Below are 15424 nucleotides of genomic sequence, written 5' to 3'. Positions count from 1 at the left end.
GTCAGCCCGGCCGGTACGGTCCTCCGGCCGCCAGCATCCTATCGACGCCGTGTCGTGAACCGCCTCCGGGGGTGTCAGGTGTGATCAATCAGGCACGCACGGCCTAATCGGACCCCCGAATGTGACTCTGCGTGATGATCCTGCGGCGGCGCGATGGCCCCCTCCTGACGGCGGCTCACCTCCGGGGCCGCTCCCGACGCCGCCTCCACCGCCGGCCCGGCGGTGGAGGCGACCGGGTCAGTTGCCCGACCGGGCGGCGGCCGAGGCGACCAGGTGCTCCAGCCGGGTCAGGGCGATCCGGCGCAGCTCGTCGGCCGCGATCAGCCGCTCCTCGTCCGGGTCGTTGGCGAGCCTGGTCCGGACGGACGTGAGCACGGTGTCGAGCATCTCCTCCGGTTCGATCCCGTCCAGGCAGACCACGAAGACGTGGCCGAAGCGCGCCTCGTACGCCGCGTGGGCGGCCCGCAGCGCGGTGTGCGCGGCCTGGCTTCCGGGTGCGCGCATGCCGAGCAGCGGCTGCGGCATCCAGCTCTCGTCGGCCAGCGCCTCGGCCAGATCGGCCGGACGCAGGTCGTAGGACGCCTCGCTGGCGGCGGCCAACAGGGCCTCTATGTCGGGGTAGGGGCGGTGTGCGGTGAGCCGGAGGGCCCAGCGGTGACTACCGCAGCAGGCCAGGAGGGCCTCCTCGGCGGCGCCGGGGTCGGCCTCGTTGAAACGGTGAAGCCCGAGCAGGGACGGCACCAGCAACGGCAGGTCGAACCGTTGCGGCGGGATGTCACTGGACAGCGGGTCCTCCTCGTGAGGGCGGGAAGGGGAGATGCTCCAGAGACGAAACGTAGGTGGTCAGCGGTTCCGCAGGGAACCGCTCGCCCAGGCCCGGGACCAGGGATCTTGTGGACCGCCCGGGCAGCGGCACCACGGTAGTTGAGGGTTCGTCAATTGAGGAAGGGTCATGTCGAATTCACTCGATCGAGCTATCAAGTCGTAACGTTGTCATGTTCGTTGAGGTGGCCGACCGGGTCGGCCACCCCGACGACGGACGGTGGTCAGCCCCGGTGCACCTTGTGGTTGGCCGCCTGGGCGCGCGGCCGGACCACCAGCAGGTCGATGTTGACGTGCGGCGGCCGGGTGACCGCCCAGGAGACGGTGTCGGCGACGTCCTCGGAGCTGAGCGGTTCGGCCACGCCCGCGTAGACCGCCGCCGCCTTCTCCTCGTCGCCCCGGAACCGGGTGACCGCGAACCCCTCGGACTTCACCATGCCGGGCGCGATCTCGATCACCCGGATCGGCTCGCCGCACAGCTCCAGCCGCAGGGTGGCCGCCACGGTGTGCGCGGCGGTCTTCGCCGCCACGTACCCGCCGCCGCCCTCGTACGCGGCCAGCGCGGCGGTCGAGCTGAGCACCAGTACGGTGCCGTCGCCGCTCGCCCGCAGGGCGGGCAGCAGGGCCTGGGTCACGTGCAGCACCCCGAGCACGTTCACCTGGTACATCGCCAGCCAGTCGGCCGGGTCGCCGTTCTCGACGCTCTCCGCGCCGATCGCGCCGCCGGCGTTGTTGACCAGCACGTCGACCGGGCCGACCTCGGCGGCGAACGCGTCCACCGCCGTCCGGTCGGTCACGTCGACGGTGTAGGCCCGGCCGCCGATCTCCTTGGCCAGGGCCTCGACCCGGTCGGTCCGGCGGGCCGTCACCACCACCTCGAAGCCGTCCTCGGCCAGCCGCCGGGCCGTCGCCGCACCGATGCCGCTGCTGGCACCGGTGACCACGGCCACCTTCCGCTCGGTCATTTCCACTCCCAGGTCTGGTTCGGTCGTTGCCGCCGATCATCGCAGGGGGCCTGGCCCGGACCCCGACCGTGGTCCCCGCCCCCTCCGGACCGTCCCGCCCGGGGTGTCCGCGTCCGCGCCGGGCGGCGGAGCTGACCGTCCGTCAGGCCGGCCCGTCGAGGCGGACCGGGGCGCGCCGCCCGGGGGCCCCGTGCCGTGTCCTGCCCCGGGACCGCTCGTTGCACAGATCAGCGAGCACGGAAGGCGGACGAAACGGTATGTCATACCCAGCTGCGGGGCCGGTATGCACCCATCCGGGGACCAGTTCGGCGGAAGTCGGGCCAAAACCCCACCACCGGCCTAGTCTTGTTGAGGTGAACGATCCTCAGCCCGCCGCTCAGGCCACTCTCACCCCCGCCCGCCCCGGATCGGACCTGCGCGCACGGGTACGGGCCTACCAGGCGGAGTTGATCGCCTTCCGCCGTGACCTGCACCGGCACCCCGAGCTCGGTCGGCAGGAGTTCCGCACCACCCGGCTGCTCCGGGAGCGGCTGCTGGCCGCCGGGCTCTCGCCCAAGCTGCTGCCGGGCGGCACCGGGATGACGGTCGACATCCTGCCCGCCGACCACAAGCCGGGCACCCCGTTCCTGGCCTTCCGGGCGGACATCGACGCGTTGCCGATCGACGACGCCAAGACCGAGGCCCCCTACCGCTCCACGCTGCCCGGCCGGGCGCACGCCTGCGGCCACGACGTGCACACCTCGGTGGTGCTCGGCACCGCACTGGTGCTGGCCCAGGCGGCCCGGACGGGCGAGCTGAAGCAGCCGGTGCGGCTGATCTTCCAGCCCGCCGAGGAGGTGATGCCCGGCGGCGCGCTGGACGTCATCGAGGCGGGCGGGATGGCGGACGTCGGCCGGATCTTCGCGGTGCACTGCGACCCCAAGGTCCAGGTCGGCCGGATCGGCCTCAAGGTCGGCGCGATCACCTCCGCCTGCGACCGGCTGGTGCTGCACCTGGACGGGCCCGGCGGCCACACCGCCCGCCCGCACCTGACGACCGATCTGGTCACCGCGGTGGCCCGGCTGGCCTCCGACCTGCCGCCCGCGCTGGCCCGCCGGATGGACCCGCGCTGGGGCGTCAGCCTGGTCTGGGGCCGGATCGCCTCCGGCACCACCTCGAACGTGATCCCGCAGCACGCCGAGCTGGAGGGCACCGTCCGCTGCCTGGAGCTGGCCGGCTGGCGCGAGGCGCCGGACGCGCTGCACGAGCTGACCGCCAAGCTGGCCGAGCTGTACCGGGCCAAGTGGACGGTGGACTACCACCGCGGCGTCCCGCCGGTGGTGAACGAGCACGAGTCGATCAGCCAGCTGGAGGCGGCGATGACCGGCCGCTTCGCGGCCGGCGCGGGCCCGGTGGTGGAGGACACCGAGCAGAGCCTCGGCGGCGAGGACTTCTCCTGGTACCTGGAGCACGCCCCCGGCGCGCTGGCCCGGCTCGGCGTCCGGAGCCCGCACGACAGCACTGTCCGCGACCTCCACCAGGGCCGTTTCGACGTGGACGAGCGGTCGATCGCGATCGGTGTGGAGCTGTTCGCGGCACTCGCGCTGGAGTACGGCCGAGTCTGAGACCGTTGGGCGCGGTTCGGCGTAGAGTGGCGGAGCACTACCAGGGAGTAGTGACATTCCGGTGTGGCAAGCGTGGTCATATGTCCGTTTCGTCCTGACGTAGCACCACGTTTTGATAACAACCCGAATGCCCTTCCTGCCCGTAACACAACCGTGTTCTACGCGCGTTACGGTGGCGCTCGACCACGCCATACGGGTGTGTGAGAAGGAGATACTCCCTTGCGCCGTTCAATGAAGCTCGCCGCGGTTGTGCTCTCGGGTTCCCTGGGCATCGCCTCGCTCGCCGCTTGCGGCGCAAAGAGCACGGACAACAACACCAACGCCTCGGCGTCCGGCAGCGCCTCCGGCATCAAGGTCGGCATGGCCTACGACATCGGCGGCCGTGGCGACCAGTCGTTCAACGACTCCGCCGCCCGTGGCCTGGACAAGGCCAAGGCCGACCTCGGCGTGCAGATCACCGAGGCCGAGGCCAAGACCGGTGAGGCCGAGGCCGACAAGGAGACCCGCCTCAAGACGCTGGTGACCGGTGGTTTCAACCCGATCATCGCCGTCGGCTTCGTCTACCAGGGCGCCGTCGAGAAGGTCGCCAAGGAGAACCCGAACGTCAAGTTCGCGATCATCGACTCCGGCTCCTCCACCCAGCCGACCAACGTCACCTCGCTGACGTTCTCGGAGCAGGAGGGCTCGTACCTGGCCGGCGTCGCCGCCGCCTCGAAGAGCACCGCGAAGCACATCGGCTTCATCGGTGGCGTGCAGTCCGAGCTGATCAAGAAGTTCGAGGCCGGTTACGTCGCGGGCGCCAAGTCGGTCACCCCGGACATCAAGGTCGAGACCACCTACCTCACCACCCCGCCGGACTTCTCGGGCTTCAACGACCCGGGCAAGGGCAAGGACGCCGCGCAGGGCCAGCTCGACAAGGGCGCGGACGTCATCTACTCCGCCGCCGGCTCCTCCGGCAACGGCGCCATCGAGGCCGTCTTCAACGCGAAGAAGTGGGCCATCGGCGTCGACTCGGACCAGGCCGCCCAGCCGGCCCTGGCCAAGTACAAGGAGCGCATCCTCACCTCGATGGTGAAGAACGTCGACACCGCGGTGTTCTCGTACATCGACGCCTTCAAGAAGGGCACCCCGATCACGGGCACCAAGAACTTCGACCTGAAGGAGAAGGGCGTGTCGCTGGCCACCACCGGCGGCTACATCTCCGACATCCAGGCGAAGCTGGACGCGGCCACCACGGCCATCACCTCGGGCGCCACCAAGATCCCGACCACCACCGGCTGACACTCGCTCAGCCTGCCGCCGACCGCTCCGGTCAGCGCGCATGATTGACAGAGCATCAGGGCGGGGCCCGGCGGGTGCGCATACGACGCGCGCCACCGGGCCTCGCCCGTTCCCCCAAGCCTTCTCCAGCGCAACGACGCGCCCTGTGACCACCAGGAGATCGCCATCACCGCTTCCGAACCCGCCCCGACCCCCACGGGCGGCAACCCCAGCGCGGGGACGGCGACACCGGCCGTCGAACTGCGCGGCATCACCAAGCGCTTCCCCGGCGTCGTGGCCAACCACGACATCGACATCACCGTGGCCCCCGGCACCGTGCACGCCCTGATGGGCGAGAACGGGGCGGGCAAGTCCACCCTGATGAAGATCCTCTACGGCATGCAGAAGCCGGACGAGGGCACCATCGCCATCAACGGCGAGCAGGTCGAGTTCAACACCCCCGGGGACGCCATCGCGCGCGGCATCGGCATGGTGCACCAGCACTTCATGCTGGCCGACTACCTGACGGTGTGGGAGAACGTCGTCCTGGGCGGCGAGAAGCTCTACGGGATAGGAGCCAAGGCCAAGGCGAAGATCCGCGAGATCTCCGACCAGTACGGCCTGGGTGTCCGCCCGGACGCGCTGGTCGAGGACCTCGGCGTGGCCGACCGCCAGCGGGTGGAGATCCTCAAGGTGCTCTACCGGGGCGCCAAGATCCTGATCCTGGACGAGCCCACCGCCGTCCTGGTGCCGCAGGAGGTGGACGCGCTCTTCGGCAACCTGCGCGAGCTCAAGGCCGAGGGCGTCACCGTCATCTTCATCTCGCACAAGCTGCACGAGGTGCTCTCGGTGGCCGACGCGATCAGCGTCATCCGCCGCGGCACCACGGTCGGCGACGCCGACCCGCGCACCGTGACGGCCCGTCAGCTGGCCGAGCTGATGGTCGGCGCCGAGCTGCCCTCCCCGGAGAGCCGCGAGTCGACCGTCACCGAGACCGAGATGCTCAAGGTCGACACCCTGCGGATCGCCAAGGCGGACGCCGAGGGCGTCGAGCGCGTGGTGCTGGACGACATCTCGCTGCGGATCCGCAAGGGCGAGATCCTCGGCATCGCCGGCGTCGAGGGCAACGGCCAGGCCGAGCTGGTCGAGGCCATCATGGGCATGCTGCCGCTGGACGGCGGCGCCGTCACGCTCGACGGCAAGGACCTGACCGGGACGCTGACCCGGGCCCGCCGCGAGGCCGGCATCGGCTACATCCCCGAGGACCGGCACAAGCACGGCCTGCTGCTGGAGGCCCCGCTCTGGGAGAACCGGATCCTCGGTCACGTCACCGAGGAGCCCAACTCCAAGGGCCTGCTGCTGGACCCGGCCGGGGCCCGCAAGGACACCCGGCGGATCGTCGAGGAGTACGACGTCCGCACGCCCGGCATCGAGGTCACCGCGGCCTCGCTCTCCGGTGGCAACCAGCAGAAGCTGATCATCGGCCGCGAGATGAGCCACCACCCCAAGCTGCTGATCGCCTCCCACCCCACCCGTGGCGTGGACGTCGGTGCGCAGGCGCAGATCTGGGAGCAGATCCGGGCCGCCCAGCGCGAGGGCCTGGCGGTGCTGCTGATCTCCGCCGACCTGGACGAGCTGATCGGCCTCTCCGACACCATCCGGGTGATCTACCGCGGCCGGCTGGTCGCCGACGCCGACCCGGCCACCGTGACGGCCGAGGACCTGGGCACCGCGATGACGGGTGCGGCCACCGGCCGCATCGAGTCGGACCCGGAGGCGGTCGCCGAGGCGCACGCCTTCGTGGCCGAGATCACCGAGCCCGCGCGGCCCACCGACGACACCGCCACCGACGCACAGGCGGGGGAGTAACCCACATGACCAGTCCCAACCCCGCTGCCACCACACCCGTGGCGAAGAAGCGGTTCGACACCGAGAAGATCGTGCTCGGCCTCGCCGCTCCGGTCCTCGCGGTGCTGCTCTCCCTGGTGATCTGCAGCGTGCTGCTGGCGGTCTCGGGCAAGGAGCCGTTCGAGGCGTTCGACGTGCTGTTCACGTACGGGACGGCCTCGGACGGCCAGGTGGGCATCCTCAACCGGGCCACCACGTACTACCTGGCCGGTGCCGCCGCCGCCTTCGGCTTCCGGATGAACCTCTTCAACATCGGCGTCGACGGCCAGTACAAGCTGGGCGTGCTGTTCGCCGCCTTCGTCGGCAGCCAGGTGGACCTGCCCGCGATCCTGCAGATCCCGCTGCTGCTGCTCACCGCGATGGCGGTCGGTGGCCTGTGGGCGAGCATCGCCGGTCTGCTCAAGGTCTACCGGGGCGTCAGCGAGGTCATCTCGACCATCATGCTGAACGCCATCGCCACCTCGGTGGTCGGCCTGCTGCTGGTGCCCGGCATCTTCGCCCCGGAGAAGGGCACCACCACCAACAGCATCCAGACCGACCCGGTCTCGGCGTCCAGCCACTTCTTCACCCTGGAGACCGCGGGCGGCACCCTCTGGGGCTTCCTGGTGATCGCCGTCCTGGTCGGTGTCGCCTTCCAGTTCACCCTGACCCGGACCCGGTTCGGTTTCGACCTGCGCGCCACCGGCCGCTCGGAGAGCGCCGCCACCGCCTCCGGCGTGAACGTCAAGCGCATGGTGATCACCTCGATGGTGGTCTCCGGTGCCATCGCCGGTCTGATCGGTCTGCCCGAACTGCTCTCCAGCTCCTACTACTTCGGCCAGGGCATCCAGCCCGGCCTCGGCTTCATCGGCATCTCGGTCGCCCTGCTCGGTCGTAACTCGCCGATCGGCATCGCCTTCTCGGCGCTGCTGTTCGCCTTCCTCGACGTGGCCGGGACCCAGCTCCCGACCCACGGTGACTACCCGCAGGAAATCGTCACCGTCATGCAGGGCACCATCGTCATCTGCGTCGTCGTCGCCTACGAGCTGGTGCGCCGCTACGGCCTCAAGCGCCAGCAGCAGAAGGTCGGCGCCGAGCTGGCCGCGCAGGCCGCCGCCGCTGCCAAGAAGGAGGTGGCCGCATGAGCACCGCCACTGCCGCCCGGCCGAAGTCGCCGGGTACCCCCGTCAAGAAGCGCAAGCTGACCGTCCCGGTCGTGCTGCTGCTGATCGCCGGTGCACTGCTGCTGTTCTCCGCCGTGGGCGCGGCCACCGGCAACCACGGTCTGACCTCCTCGGGCCAGGTCACCGCCGCGCTCGGGGCCTCGGTGCCGATCGCGATGGCCGGTCTCGGTGGTCTCTGGGCCGAGCGGGCCGGTGTGGTCAACATCGGTCTCGAAGGCATGATGGTGGCCGGCACCTTCTGCGGTGCCTGGGTCGGCTACCTGGTCAACCCCTGGGTCGGCCTGCTGGCCGGCATGGCGGGCGGTGCGCTCGGCGGTCTGCTGCACGCGCTGGTCACCGTCACCTTCGGCGTCGACCACATCGTCTCCGGCGTCGGCATCAACCTGCTGATCCCCGGCATCTGCGCCTACGTCAACCGGATCTACTACCGCGACTACGTGGCCTTCGGCGCCGGGGCGAACCAGTCCCCGCCGGCCGACCCGCTGCCGTACATCACCGTCCCGGGTCTGGCCGACTGGCTGGACAAGATCGAGGCGCACCACTGGTTCCTGGTCTCCGACGTCGCCGGCATCCTCGGCGGCCTGGTCTCCAACCTCTCGGTGGTCGTGGTGATCGCCGCGGTGTTCGTGGTGGCCAGCTACTTCGTGCTCTGGCGGACGGTCTTCGGCCTCCGGCTGCGCTCCTGCGGCGAGAACCCGACCGCCGCCGAGTCGCTGGGCGTCAACGTCTACAAGTACAAGTACCTCGCGGTGATCACCTCGGGCGCGTTCGCCGGTCTGGCCGGCGCGTACCTCTCGCTGGTCGCGGCGCACTTCTACAAGGACGGCATGACCCAGGGCCGGGGCTTCATCGGTCTGGCCGCGATGATCTTCGGCAACTGGATGCCGGGCGGTCTGGCGATGGGCGCGGGCCTGTTCGGCTTCACCGACAGCCTCCAGCTGCGTGACGCCGACTCGGTGCACGTGCTGCTGCTGACCGTCTCGATCGCGATGGCGCTGCTGGCGCTCTGGAAGCTGTACCGGCGTCAGTTCCGCGGTGCGGCGATCAGCCTGGTGGTCGCCGCCGGTCTGGCGCTCTGGTTCGCCACCACCGACTCGGTGCCGCGTCCGCTGATCGTGGCCACCCCGTACGTGATCACCCTGGTGGTGCTCGCCCTGGCCTCGCAGCGACTGCGGATGCCGAAGGCGGACGGTCAGATCTACCGGCGCGGGCAGGGCAAGTGACGGCCGCTCAGGCCGACCGGGCCGCCGGGTCGGTCGACTGGGAGCGGCTGCGGACCGCCGCCCGGGACGCGATGGGGCACGCGTACGCCCCGTACAGCAAGTTCCCGGTCGGCGCCGCCGCGCTGGTCGACGACGGCCGGGTGGTCACCGGCTGCAACGTGGAGAACGCCAGCTACGGCCTGGCGCTGTGCGCCGAGTGCGGGCTGGTCTCGGCGCTGCACGCGAGCGGTGGCGGCCGGCTGGTGGCGTTCACCTGTGTGGACGGCGCGGGCGAGCTGCTGGTGCCGTGCGGGCGCTGCCGTCAGCTGCTGTACGAGCACGGCGGGCCCGAGCTGCTGGTCGACCTGCCCTCGGGGCTGCGGCCGATGAGCGAGGTGCTGCCGGACGCGTTCGGCCCGGAGCACCTGGGCTGACCGAAGCCGCGCAGGCCGGGCCGGAGCGGCTCTGGCAACCGCTGTAGTTACGCGCGTAGAGTGTCGTGGGGGATCAGCTCCCTCGCGGCACTCTTCGCATTTCCTCTTCTTCGAACCTCCTGGAGAACCCTCATGGACGCCCCCTCCGTCATCCGGACCAAGCGCGACCGCGGCGAGCTGACCGATCCTCAGATCGACTGGGTGATCGACGCCTACACCCGCGGCGAGGTCGCCGACGAGCAGATGTCCGCGCTGGCCATGGCGATCCTGCTGAACGGCATGAACCTGCGCGAGATCAGCCGCTGGACCGACGCGATGATCCGCTCCGGCGTCCGGATGGACTTCTCCGCGCTCGGCGTCCCCACCTCGGACAAGCACTCCACCGGCGGGGTCGGCGACAAGATCACCCTCCCGCTGGCCCCGCTGGTCGCCGCCTGCGGCGCGGCCGTCCCGCAGCTCTCCGGCCGCGGCCTCGGCCACACCGGCGGCACCCTGGACAAGCTGGAGTCCATCCCCGGCTGGCGGGCGCTGCTCTCCAACGAGGAGATGATGTCGGTCCTGCACGGCGCCGGAGCGGTGATCTGTGCCGCCGGTGACGGTCTGGCCCCCGCCGACAAGAAGCTGTACGCGCTGCGCGACGTGACCGGCACGGTGGAGGCGATCCCGCTGATCGCCTCCTCGATCATGTCCAAGAAGATCGCCGAGGGCACCGGCGCCCTGGTGCTGGACGTCAAGGTCGGCTCCGGCGCCTTCATGAAGAACCTGGCCGACGCCCAGGAGCTGGCCCGCACCATGGTCGGCCTGGGCAAGGCGGCCGGGGTCAACACCGTCGCGCTGCTCACCGACATGTCGACCCCGCTCGGTCTCACCGCGGGCAACGCGCTGGAGGTCCGCGAGTCGGTCGAGGTGCTGGCCGGCGGCGGCCCCGCCGACGTGGTCGAGCTGACCCTGGCGCTGGCCCGCGAGATGCTCGCGGCGGCGGGCGTGCACGGCAAGGACCCGGCCGACGCGCTGCGGGACGGCTCCGCGATGGACCACTGGCGCCGGATGATCTCCGCGCAGGGCGGCGACGTGGACGCCCCGCTCCCGGTGGCCCGCGAGCAGCACGTGATCACCGCCTCCGCCACCGGTGTGCTGACCGGCCTGGACGCGTACGCCGTCGGCGTCTGCGCCTGGCGCCTGGGCGCCGGCCGGGCCCGCAAGGAGGACCCGGTGCAGGCCGGCGCGGGCGTCGAGATGCACGCCAAGCCGGGCGACCTGGTGACGGCCGGTCAGCCGCTGCTGACCCTGCACACCGACACCCCCGAGCGCTACGACTACGCGATCGAGGCGCTGGCCGGTGGCGTCACCATCGCGCCCGCCGGCACCGCCTTCACCGCGAACCCGATCGTGCTCGACCGGATCGCGTAACACCCGCACCGCCCCACGGAGCCCCGGCAGCCCGCCTGCCGGGGCTCCGCGCCGTTCAACGGGTGCGCAGCCGCAGGTAGCTGAGCACCAGACCCGCCGCCCCGGCGACGCCGATCAGCCCGTACCCCAGCTGCCGCAGCCCGGGACCGACCGGCACCAGGGCGTTCAGCCCGGCCAGCAGGAGGGCCGCCAGCAGCGCGGTGAGCAGCCCGGCGACGAAGGCGATGAACGCGTCCAGCTCGGCGGTGCGGTCCTGGCTCCGGTGCACGGTGGGTCCCAACTCTCGGCGCGGCGACACCCGTTGGCCTACCCGGCGGGCCCCGGTCGAAGCGGCCGGGTTCAGGCCCGGAGGGTGCGGACCGCCATCGCCCGGCGGGTGGCGTACAGGGTGACGCCGGTGGCCAGGGTCATCGCGGTGAGGGCGACGGCGGCGGTGCCGGGCCAGCCGGTGGAGTGGTAGGCGTCGGCGCCCAGGGTGCCGCCGAGGCTGTTGCCGAGGTAGTAGGCGATCAGGTAGAGGGCGGAGGCCTGGGCGCGGCCCTCGGTGGCGGTGCGGCCGACCGAGGAGGAGGCGGTGGCGTGGCCGGCGAAGAAGCCGGCCGTGATCAGGGTCAGGCCGAGCAGGACGGCGGCCAGGGTGTCGGCGAGCGAGAGCAGCAGGCCGGCGGTGGTGGTGCCGATCGCGACGTAGAGGGTGCCGCGGCGGCCGAGCCGGCCGACCAGGCGGCCGGCGCAGGCCGAGGAGACGGTGCCGACCAGGTAGACGACGAAGATCGAGGCGGCCACCAACTCGGGGAGGTCGAAGGGGGCGGTGGTCAGCCGGTAGCCGACGGTGTTGTAGACCGCGCCGAAGACGGCCATGAAGAGCAGGCCGAGGGAGTAGAGCCGGAGCAGCAGCGGGTTGCGCAGGTGGCCGGTGACGGTGCGGGCCAGGGCGCGGGCGTCCAGCGGGGTGCGCCGGAACTGCCGGGCGGCGGGGATCAGCAGCCGGAAGGCGAGGGCGGCGGCGAGGGCGAGGACGGCCGAGACCGCCAGGCCCCAGCGCCAGCCCCAGGCGGCGCCCGCCCAGCCGGAGGCGAGCCGGCCGCCCATGCCGCCGATGCTGTTGCCCGCCACGTACAGGCCCATCGCGGAGGCCAGCGCGCTCGGGTGGATCTCCTCGGCCAGGTACGCCATCGCGGTGGCGGGCAGTCCGGCGAGGGCGGCGCCCTGGACGCCGCGCAGGATCACCAGGGTGGTGAGGTTCGGCGCGAACGGCAGGGTCAGCGCGATCCCGGCGGCGGCCAGCATCGAGGCGGTCATCACGGCCGTCCGCCCGTACCGGTCGGACAGCGCGCTGGCCGGGAGCAGTGCCAGGGCGAGCCCGAGGGTGGCCACCGAGGCGGTCCAGCTGGCCTGACCGGGGGTCAGGTCGAGGTCGGCGGAGAGCAGGGGCAGCAGGCCCTGGGTGGAGTACAGCAGGACGAAGGTGGCGATCCCGGCGGCGAACAGCGCCAGGTTCGCGCGCCGGAAGGCGCGGTCACCGGGGCGGTGCCGGGTGTCGGCCGAAGCGGAGGCGACCGGGGGCGGCGAGGGGAGGGCACCCGGCAGCTGGACTGCGGATGCCCCGGTACTGGCAGGCGGCATGGAAGTGAAGTTAGGGGGTCGGCCGCTGATGCGTCCAATGCATGACTCGTCGATAATTCATGCCATGTCGCATGAGAGCAGCTCACCGCCGCTGACCCTGGCCGACCTCGGGCCGGAGACCGATCTCGCACTGCTCGCCCCGCAGTTGGCGCAGTTCGCGGCGGTGGCCCGGCTGGAGCACGTGACCCAGGCGGCCCAGCTGCTCGGGATGCCGCAGCCGACGCTGTCCCGGTCGGTGGCCCGGCTGGAGGCGGAGCTCGGGGTGGAGCTGCTGGCCCGGCAGGGGCGGACGGTGCGGCTGACCCGGGCCGGCCGGCTGCTGCTCGGTTCGGTGGAGCGGGCGCTGGCCGAGCTGGAGCGCGGGGCGGAGGCGGCCAGGGCGGAGGCCGATCCGGCCGTCGGCCGGGTGGCGTTCGGCTTCCTGCACACGATGGGGTCGGACGCCGTCCCGGCGCTGCTGCGGGGCTTCCGGGTGGAGCATCCGCAGGTCAGGTTCCAGCTGGTGCAGGACCACGTCACGGCGATGCTGGAGCGGTTGCGGGACGGGGAGCTGGACCTCTGTCTGGTCTCCCCGCTGCCGGTCGCCGCCGAGCTGACGGCCCGTCCGCTGGACGAGCAGCGGCTGCACCTGGCCGTCCCGGCCGACCACCGGCTGGCCGGGCGGCGCCGGATCAGGCTGGCGGAGGTGGCCGAGGATCCGTTCGTCGCGGTCGGCGAGGGGTACGGCCTGCGGGTGATCACCGACGGGTTCTGCGCGGAGGCGGGGTTCTCGCCCCGGATCGCGTTCGAGGGGGAGGAGGCGGAGACCCTGCGCGGACTGGTCGCCGCCGGTCTCGGGGTGGCCCTGCTGCCGCCGGCCCTGGTGCCCCGGCCCGGCGTGGTGGAGCTGGAGGTGACCTCCCCGCGCACCCGGCGGGCGATCGGCCTGGCCTGGGTGACGGGTCGTCCGCTCGCCCCGCCGGCGGTCGTGTTCCGGGACTTCGTGCTGTCCCGCCGGGGGCGGCTGCTCGACCACGACTGAGCTGCTCCCGAGTCGTCCGCCACGCCCCCGAGCCGTCCGTCACGCCGTCGCGCCGAGGCGGACCGGGGCGGCGGTCCGCCGCTCCAGCGCGGCGGAGAGCACCGCCAGCAGCAGGGCCGAGCCGGTGAGCGCGGCGCCGACCAGGTTCGGCGCGGTGTAGCCGTAGCCGGCCGAGATGACCACCCCGCCGAGCCAGGCGGCGAGGGCGTTGCCGAGGTTGAAGGCGCCGATGTTGACGGCGGAGGCCAGGGTCGGGGCCTGCGCGGTCTGGTCCAGCACCCGCTTCTGCAGCGGGGGGACGGTGGCGAAGCCGAAGACGCCGAGCAGTGGCACGGTGACCACGGCGGCCAGCTGGTTGTGCGCGGTGAAGGTGAACGCCAGCAGGGTCAGGCTGAGCAGGCCGAGCGAGACGTACAGCAGCGGCATCAGGGCCCGGTCGGCGAACCGGCCGCCGACCAGGTTGCCGACCACCATGCCGAGGCCGAACAGCACCAGCAGCCAGGTGACCGAGGAGTCGGCGAAGCCGGCCGGGCCGGTCATCATCGGCGCGATGTAGGTGATGGCGGCGAACACCCCGCCGAAGCCGAGCACGGTCATCGCCATCGCCAGGCCGACCTGGACGTTGCGGAAGGCGGACAGCTCCTGGCGCAGCCGGGCGGCCACCCGGGGGCGCGGCAGCTCGGGGACGAGCAGCGCGATCCCGGCGATCCCGGCCAGGCCGACGGCGGCGACCAGGACGAAGGTGACCCGCCAGCCGAGCTGCTGGCCGATCAGGGTGCCGAGCGGGACGCCGACCACGTTGGCCACGGTGAGGCCGGTGAACATGGTGGCGATCGCGCCGGCCTTGCGGTCGGGGGCGACCAGCTCGGCGGCGAGCACCGCGCCGATGCCGAAGAAGGCGCCGTGCGCGAGCGAGGTCACCACCCGTCCGGCGAGCAGCAGTTCGAAGCTCGGCGTGACGGCGGAGAGCAGGTTGCCGAGCACGAACACGCCCATCAGCAGCATCAGCATCCGCTTGCGCGGGATCCGGGTGCCGAGCGCGGTGAGCAGCGGGGCGCCGACCACCACGCCGAGCGCGTAGCCGGTGACCAGGATGCCGGCGGTCGGGATCGAGACGTCGAAGTCGGTCGCGATCTCCGGGAGCAGCCCGGTGATCACGAACTCGGTGGTGCCGATGCCGAAGGCGCCGATGGCGAGGGCGAGCAGGGCCGGCAGGCTGCTGCGCGAGGTCATCGAACTGGTTGCGGGGGCTGGTTGCATGCCTGAACAATAAATGCAGACGCTGGATACTTGCAAGCGCGGGATATTTCGACGGGTCGCTATCCTGGACCCGAGAGGCAGGAGGCCCCGGTGGTGCAGAGCGGTGAGCAGACGGTGGGACGCGGACTCGCGCAGGGCTGGTGTGCGCTGGCGGCGCTGCACGGCCGGATCGAGGCCAGGCTGGAGCGCGAGCTGCAGGCGGCGCACGGGCTGAGCGTGCGGGAGTTCTCGCTGCTGGACGTGTTGAGCCGTCAGCACTCGGGCGAGGGGGGCCACTTGCGGATGGGCGAGGTGGCCGAGGCGGTGGTGCTCAGCCAGAGCGCGACCACCCGGCTGGTCTCCCGGCTGGAGGACCGCGGCCTGCTGTCCCGCTACCTCTGCCCGACCGACCGCCGCGGCATCTACACCGAGGTCTCGCCGGCCGGTCTGGATCTGCTCGAACAGGCGCGCCCCACCAACGGCGCGGCGCTCGACGCGGCGCTCGGCGAGGCGGCCGGGCGGCCGGAGCTGGCCCCGTTGGTCGAGGTGGTCCGGGGTCGGTAGCCCGTACCGCCGGGTAGCCGTCCGCACAGGGCCTTCACCGGTCCGGCCGGGCCGTGGCCGGTGTCGGCCGGTTCGTTCCCGCACCTCAGTGCGGGGCGGTGGAATCCGGCCAGGAGCGGGTCAACTTCCCGAATTTATACCGCTCTTTACCAAATTGAGGGATATTGATGGGGGCCTGCAGGCACGGCTGCACGGAACGAACCAGG

At 71.9% G+C, this 15424-nt stretch carries 14 protein-coding genes; 9 read left to right on the top strand and 5 right to left on the bottom strand.

The genetic code is table 11. The features are described from left to right. Nucleotides 1-237: 237 nt before the first annotated feature. The gene (locus OHV05_RS12760) at nt 238-741 is read right to left on the bottom strand and encodes a 2-oxo-4-hydroxy-4-carboxy-5-ureidoimidazoline decarboxylase (RefSeq protein WP_405021451.1); all 504 of its coding nucleotides are present in this window, start codon (nt 739-741) and stop codon (nt 238-240) included. 305 nt (nt 742-1046) lie between these two features. Next, nucleotides 1047-1787, bottom strand: coding sequence for an SDR family oxidoreductase (locus OHV05_RS12755; protein WP_331730465.1), 741 nt, complete (start codon nt 1785-1787; stop codon nt 1047-1049). A gap of 353 nt (nt 1788-2140) precedes the next feature. On the opposite strand from OHV05_RS12755, the gene OHV05_RS12750 reads away from it, so the two are divergent. The 7 genes from OHV05_RS12750 to OHV05_RS12720 all read left to right on the top strand — a co-directional run bounded on the left by OHV05_RS12750 (nt 2141) and on the right by OHV05_RS12720 (nt 10768). Continuing rightward, complete coding sequence (locus tag OHV05_RS12750) at nt 2141-3391, top strand: amidohydrolase (RefSeq protein WP_405017775.1); 1251 nt, start codon at nt 2141-2143, stop codon at nt 3389-3391. A gap of 219 nt (nt 3392-3610) precedes the next feature. After that, a complete protein-coding gene (locus OHV05_RS12745) occupies nt 3611-4672 on the top strand; it encodes a BMP family protein (RefSeq protein ID WP_405017774.1) in 1062 nt (353 codons plus the stop codon). Between the two features lie 273 nt (nt 4673-4945). Continuing rightward, the gene (locus OHV05_RS12740; RefSeq protein WP_405017773.1) at nt 4946-6520 is read left to right on the top strand and encodes an ABC transporter ATP-binding protein; all 1575 of its coding nucleotides are present in this window, start codon (nt 4946-4948) and stop codon (nt 6518-6520) included. A 5-nt stretch (nt 6521-6525) separates the two neighbouring features. Next, nucleotides 6526-7683, top strand: coding sequence for an ABC transporter permease (locus OHV05_RS12735; RefSeq protein WP_405017772.1), 1158 nt, complete (start codon nt 6526-6528; stop codon nt 7681-7683). Then, a complete protein-coding gene (locus OHV05_RS12730) occupies nt 7680-8945 on the top strand; it encodes an ABC transporter permease (protein ID WP_405017771.1) in 1266 nt (421 codons plus the stop codon). The genes OHV05_RS12735 and OHV05_RS12730 overlap by 4 nt, the downstream gene beginning before the upstream one ends. Continuing rightward, nucleotides 8942-9358, top strand: a complete 417-nt coding sequence (locus tag OHV05_RS12725; protein WP_405017770.1) for a cytidine deaminase — start codon at nt 8942-8944, stop codon at nt 9356-9358. Before OHV05_RS12730 ends, OHV05_RS12725 begins: the two co-directional genes overlap by 4 nt. Before the next feature lie 132 nt (nt 9359-9490). Beyond that, the gene (locus OHV05_RS12720; RefSeq protein ID WP_403040564.1) at nt 9491-10768 is read left to right on the top strand and encodes a thymidine phosphorylase; all 1278 of its coding nucleotides are present in this window, start codon (nt 9491-9493) and stop codon (nt 10766-10768) included. A gap of 55 nt (nt 10769-10823) precedes the next feature. Here OHV05_RS12720 and OHV05_RS12715 read toward each other — a convergent pair whose 3' ends face one another. Then, nucleotides 10824-11036: a hypothetical protein gene (locus tag OHV05_RS12715; protein WP_405017769.1), complete on the bottom strand. Its 213-nt coding sequence runs from the start codon at nt 11034-11036 to the stop codon at nt 10824-10826. A gap of 71 nt (nt 11037-11107) precedes the next feature. Next, entirely contained in the window at nt 11108-12394 is a 1287-nt protein-coding gene (locus OHV05_RS12710) for an MFS transporter (protein WP_405017768.1), read from the bottom strand. Nucleotides 12395-12458: 64 nt separating this feature from the next. Between OHV05_RS12710 and OHV05_RS12705 the strand changes: the two genes are divergently transcribed. Next, nucleotides 12459-13415 (top strand): LysR family transcriptional regulator, encoded by a 957-nt coding sequence (locus tag OHV05_RS12705; protein WP_405017767.1) that lies wholly within the window; start codon nt 12459-12461, stop codon nt 13413-13415. 39 nt (nt 13416-13454) lie between these two features. Here the strand turns inward: OHV05_RS12705 and OHV05_RS12700 are convergent, their stop codons facing one another. After that, entirely contained in the window at nt 13455-14675 is a 1221-nt protein-coding gene (locus OHV05_RS12700; RefSeq protein WP_405017766.1) for an MFS transporter, read from the bottom strand. A 93-nt stretch (nt 14676-14768) separates the two neighbouring features. Here OHV05_RS12700 and OHV05_RS12695 point away from each other — a divergent pair, with 93 nt between their 5' ends. Then, nucleotides 14769-15218, top strand: coding sequence for a MarR family winged helix-turn-helix transcriptional regulator (locus OHV05_RS12695; protein ID WP_403040651.1), 450 nt, complete (start codon nt 14769-14771; stop codon nt 15216-15218). Nucleotides 15219-15424 lie beyond the last annotated feature (206 nt).

It is taken from the genome of Kitasatospora sp. NBC_00070 (genome assembly GCF_045041205.1).
Classification (GTDB): Bacteria; Actinomycetota; Actinomycetes; order Streptomycetales; family Streptomycetaceae; genus Kitasatospora.
This window is presented reverse-complemented; position numbering and strand designations above follow the sequence as displayed.

Coding starts and splice junctions, on each gene's coding strand:
- OHV05_RS12720 (WP_403040564.1), top strand. CDS start 9,491: ATGGACGCCCCCTCCGTCATCCGGACCAAGCGCGACCGCGGCGAGCTG.
- OHV05_RS12705 (WP_405017767.1), top strand. CDS start 12,459: ATGTCGCATGAGAGCAGCTCACCGCCGCTGACCCTGGCCGACCTCGGG.
- OHV05_RS12730 (WP_405017771.1), top strand. CDS start 7,680: ATGAGCACCGCCACTGCCGCCCGGCCGAAGTCGCCGGGTACCCCCGTC.
- OHV05_RS12710 (WP_405017768.1), bottom strand. CDS start 12,394: ATGCCGCCTGCCAGTACCGGGGCATCCGCAGTCCAGCTGCCGGGTGCC.
- OHV05_RS12735 (WP_405017772.1), top strand. CDS start 6,526: ATGACCAGTCCCAACCCCGCTGCCACCACACCCGTGGCGAAGAAGCGG.
- OHV05_RS12700 (WP_405017766.1), bottom strand. CDS start 14,675: ATGCAACCAGCCCCCGCAACCAGTTCGATGACCTCGCGCAGCAGCCTG.
- OHV05_RS12755 (WP_331730465.1), bottom strand. CDS start 1,787: ATGACCGAGCGGAAGGTGGCCGTGGTCACCGGTGCCAGCAGCGGCATC.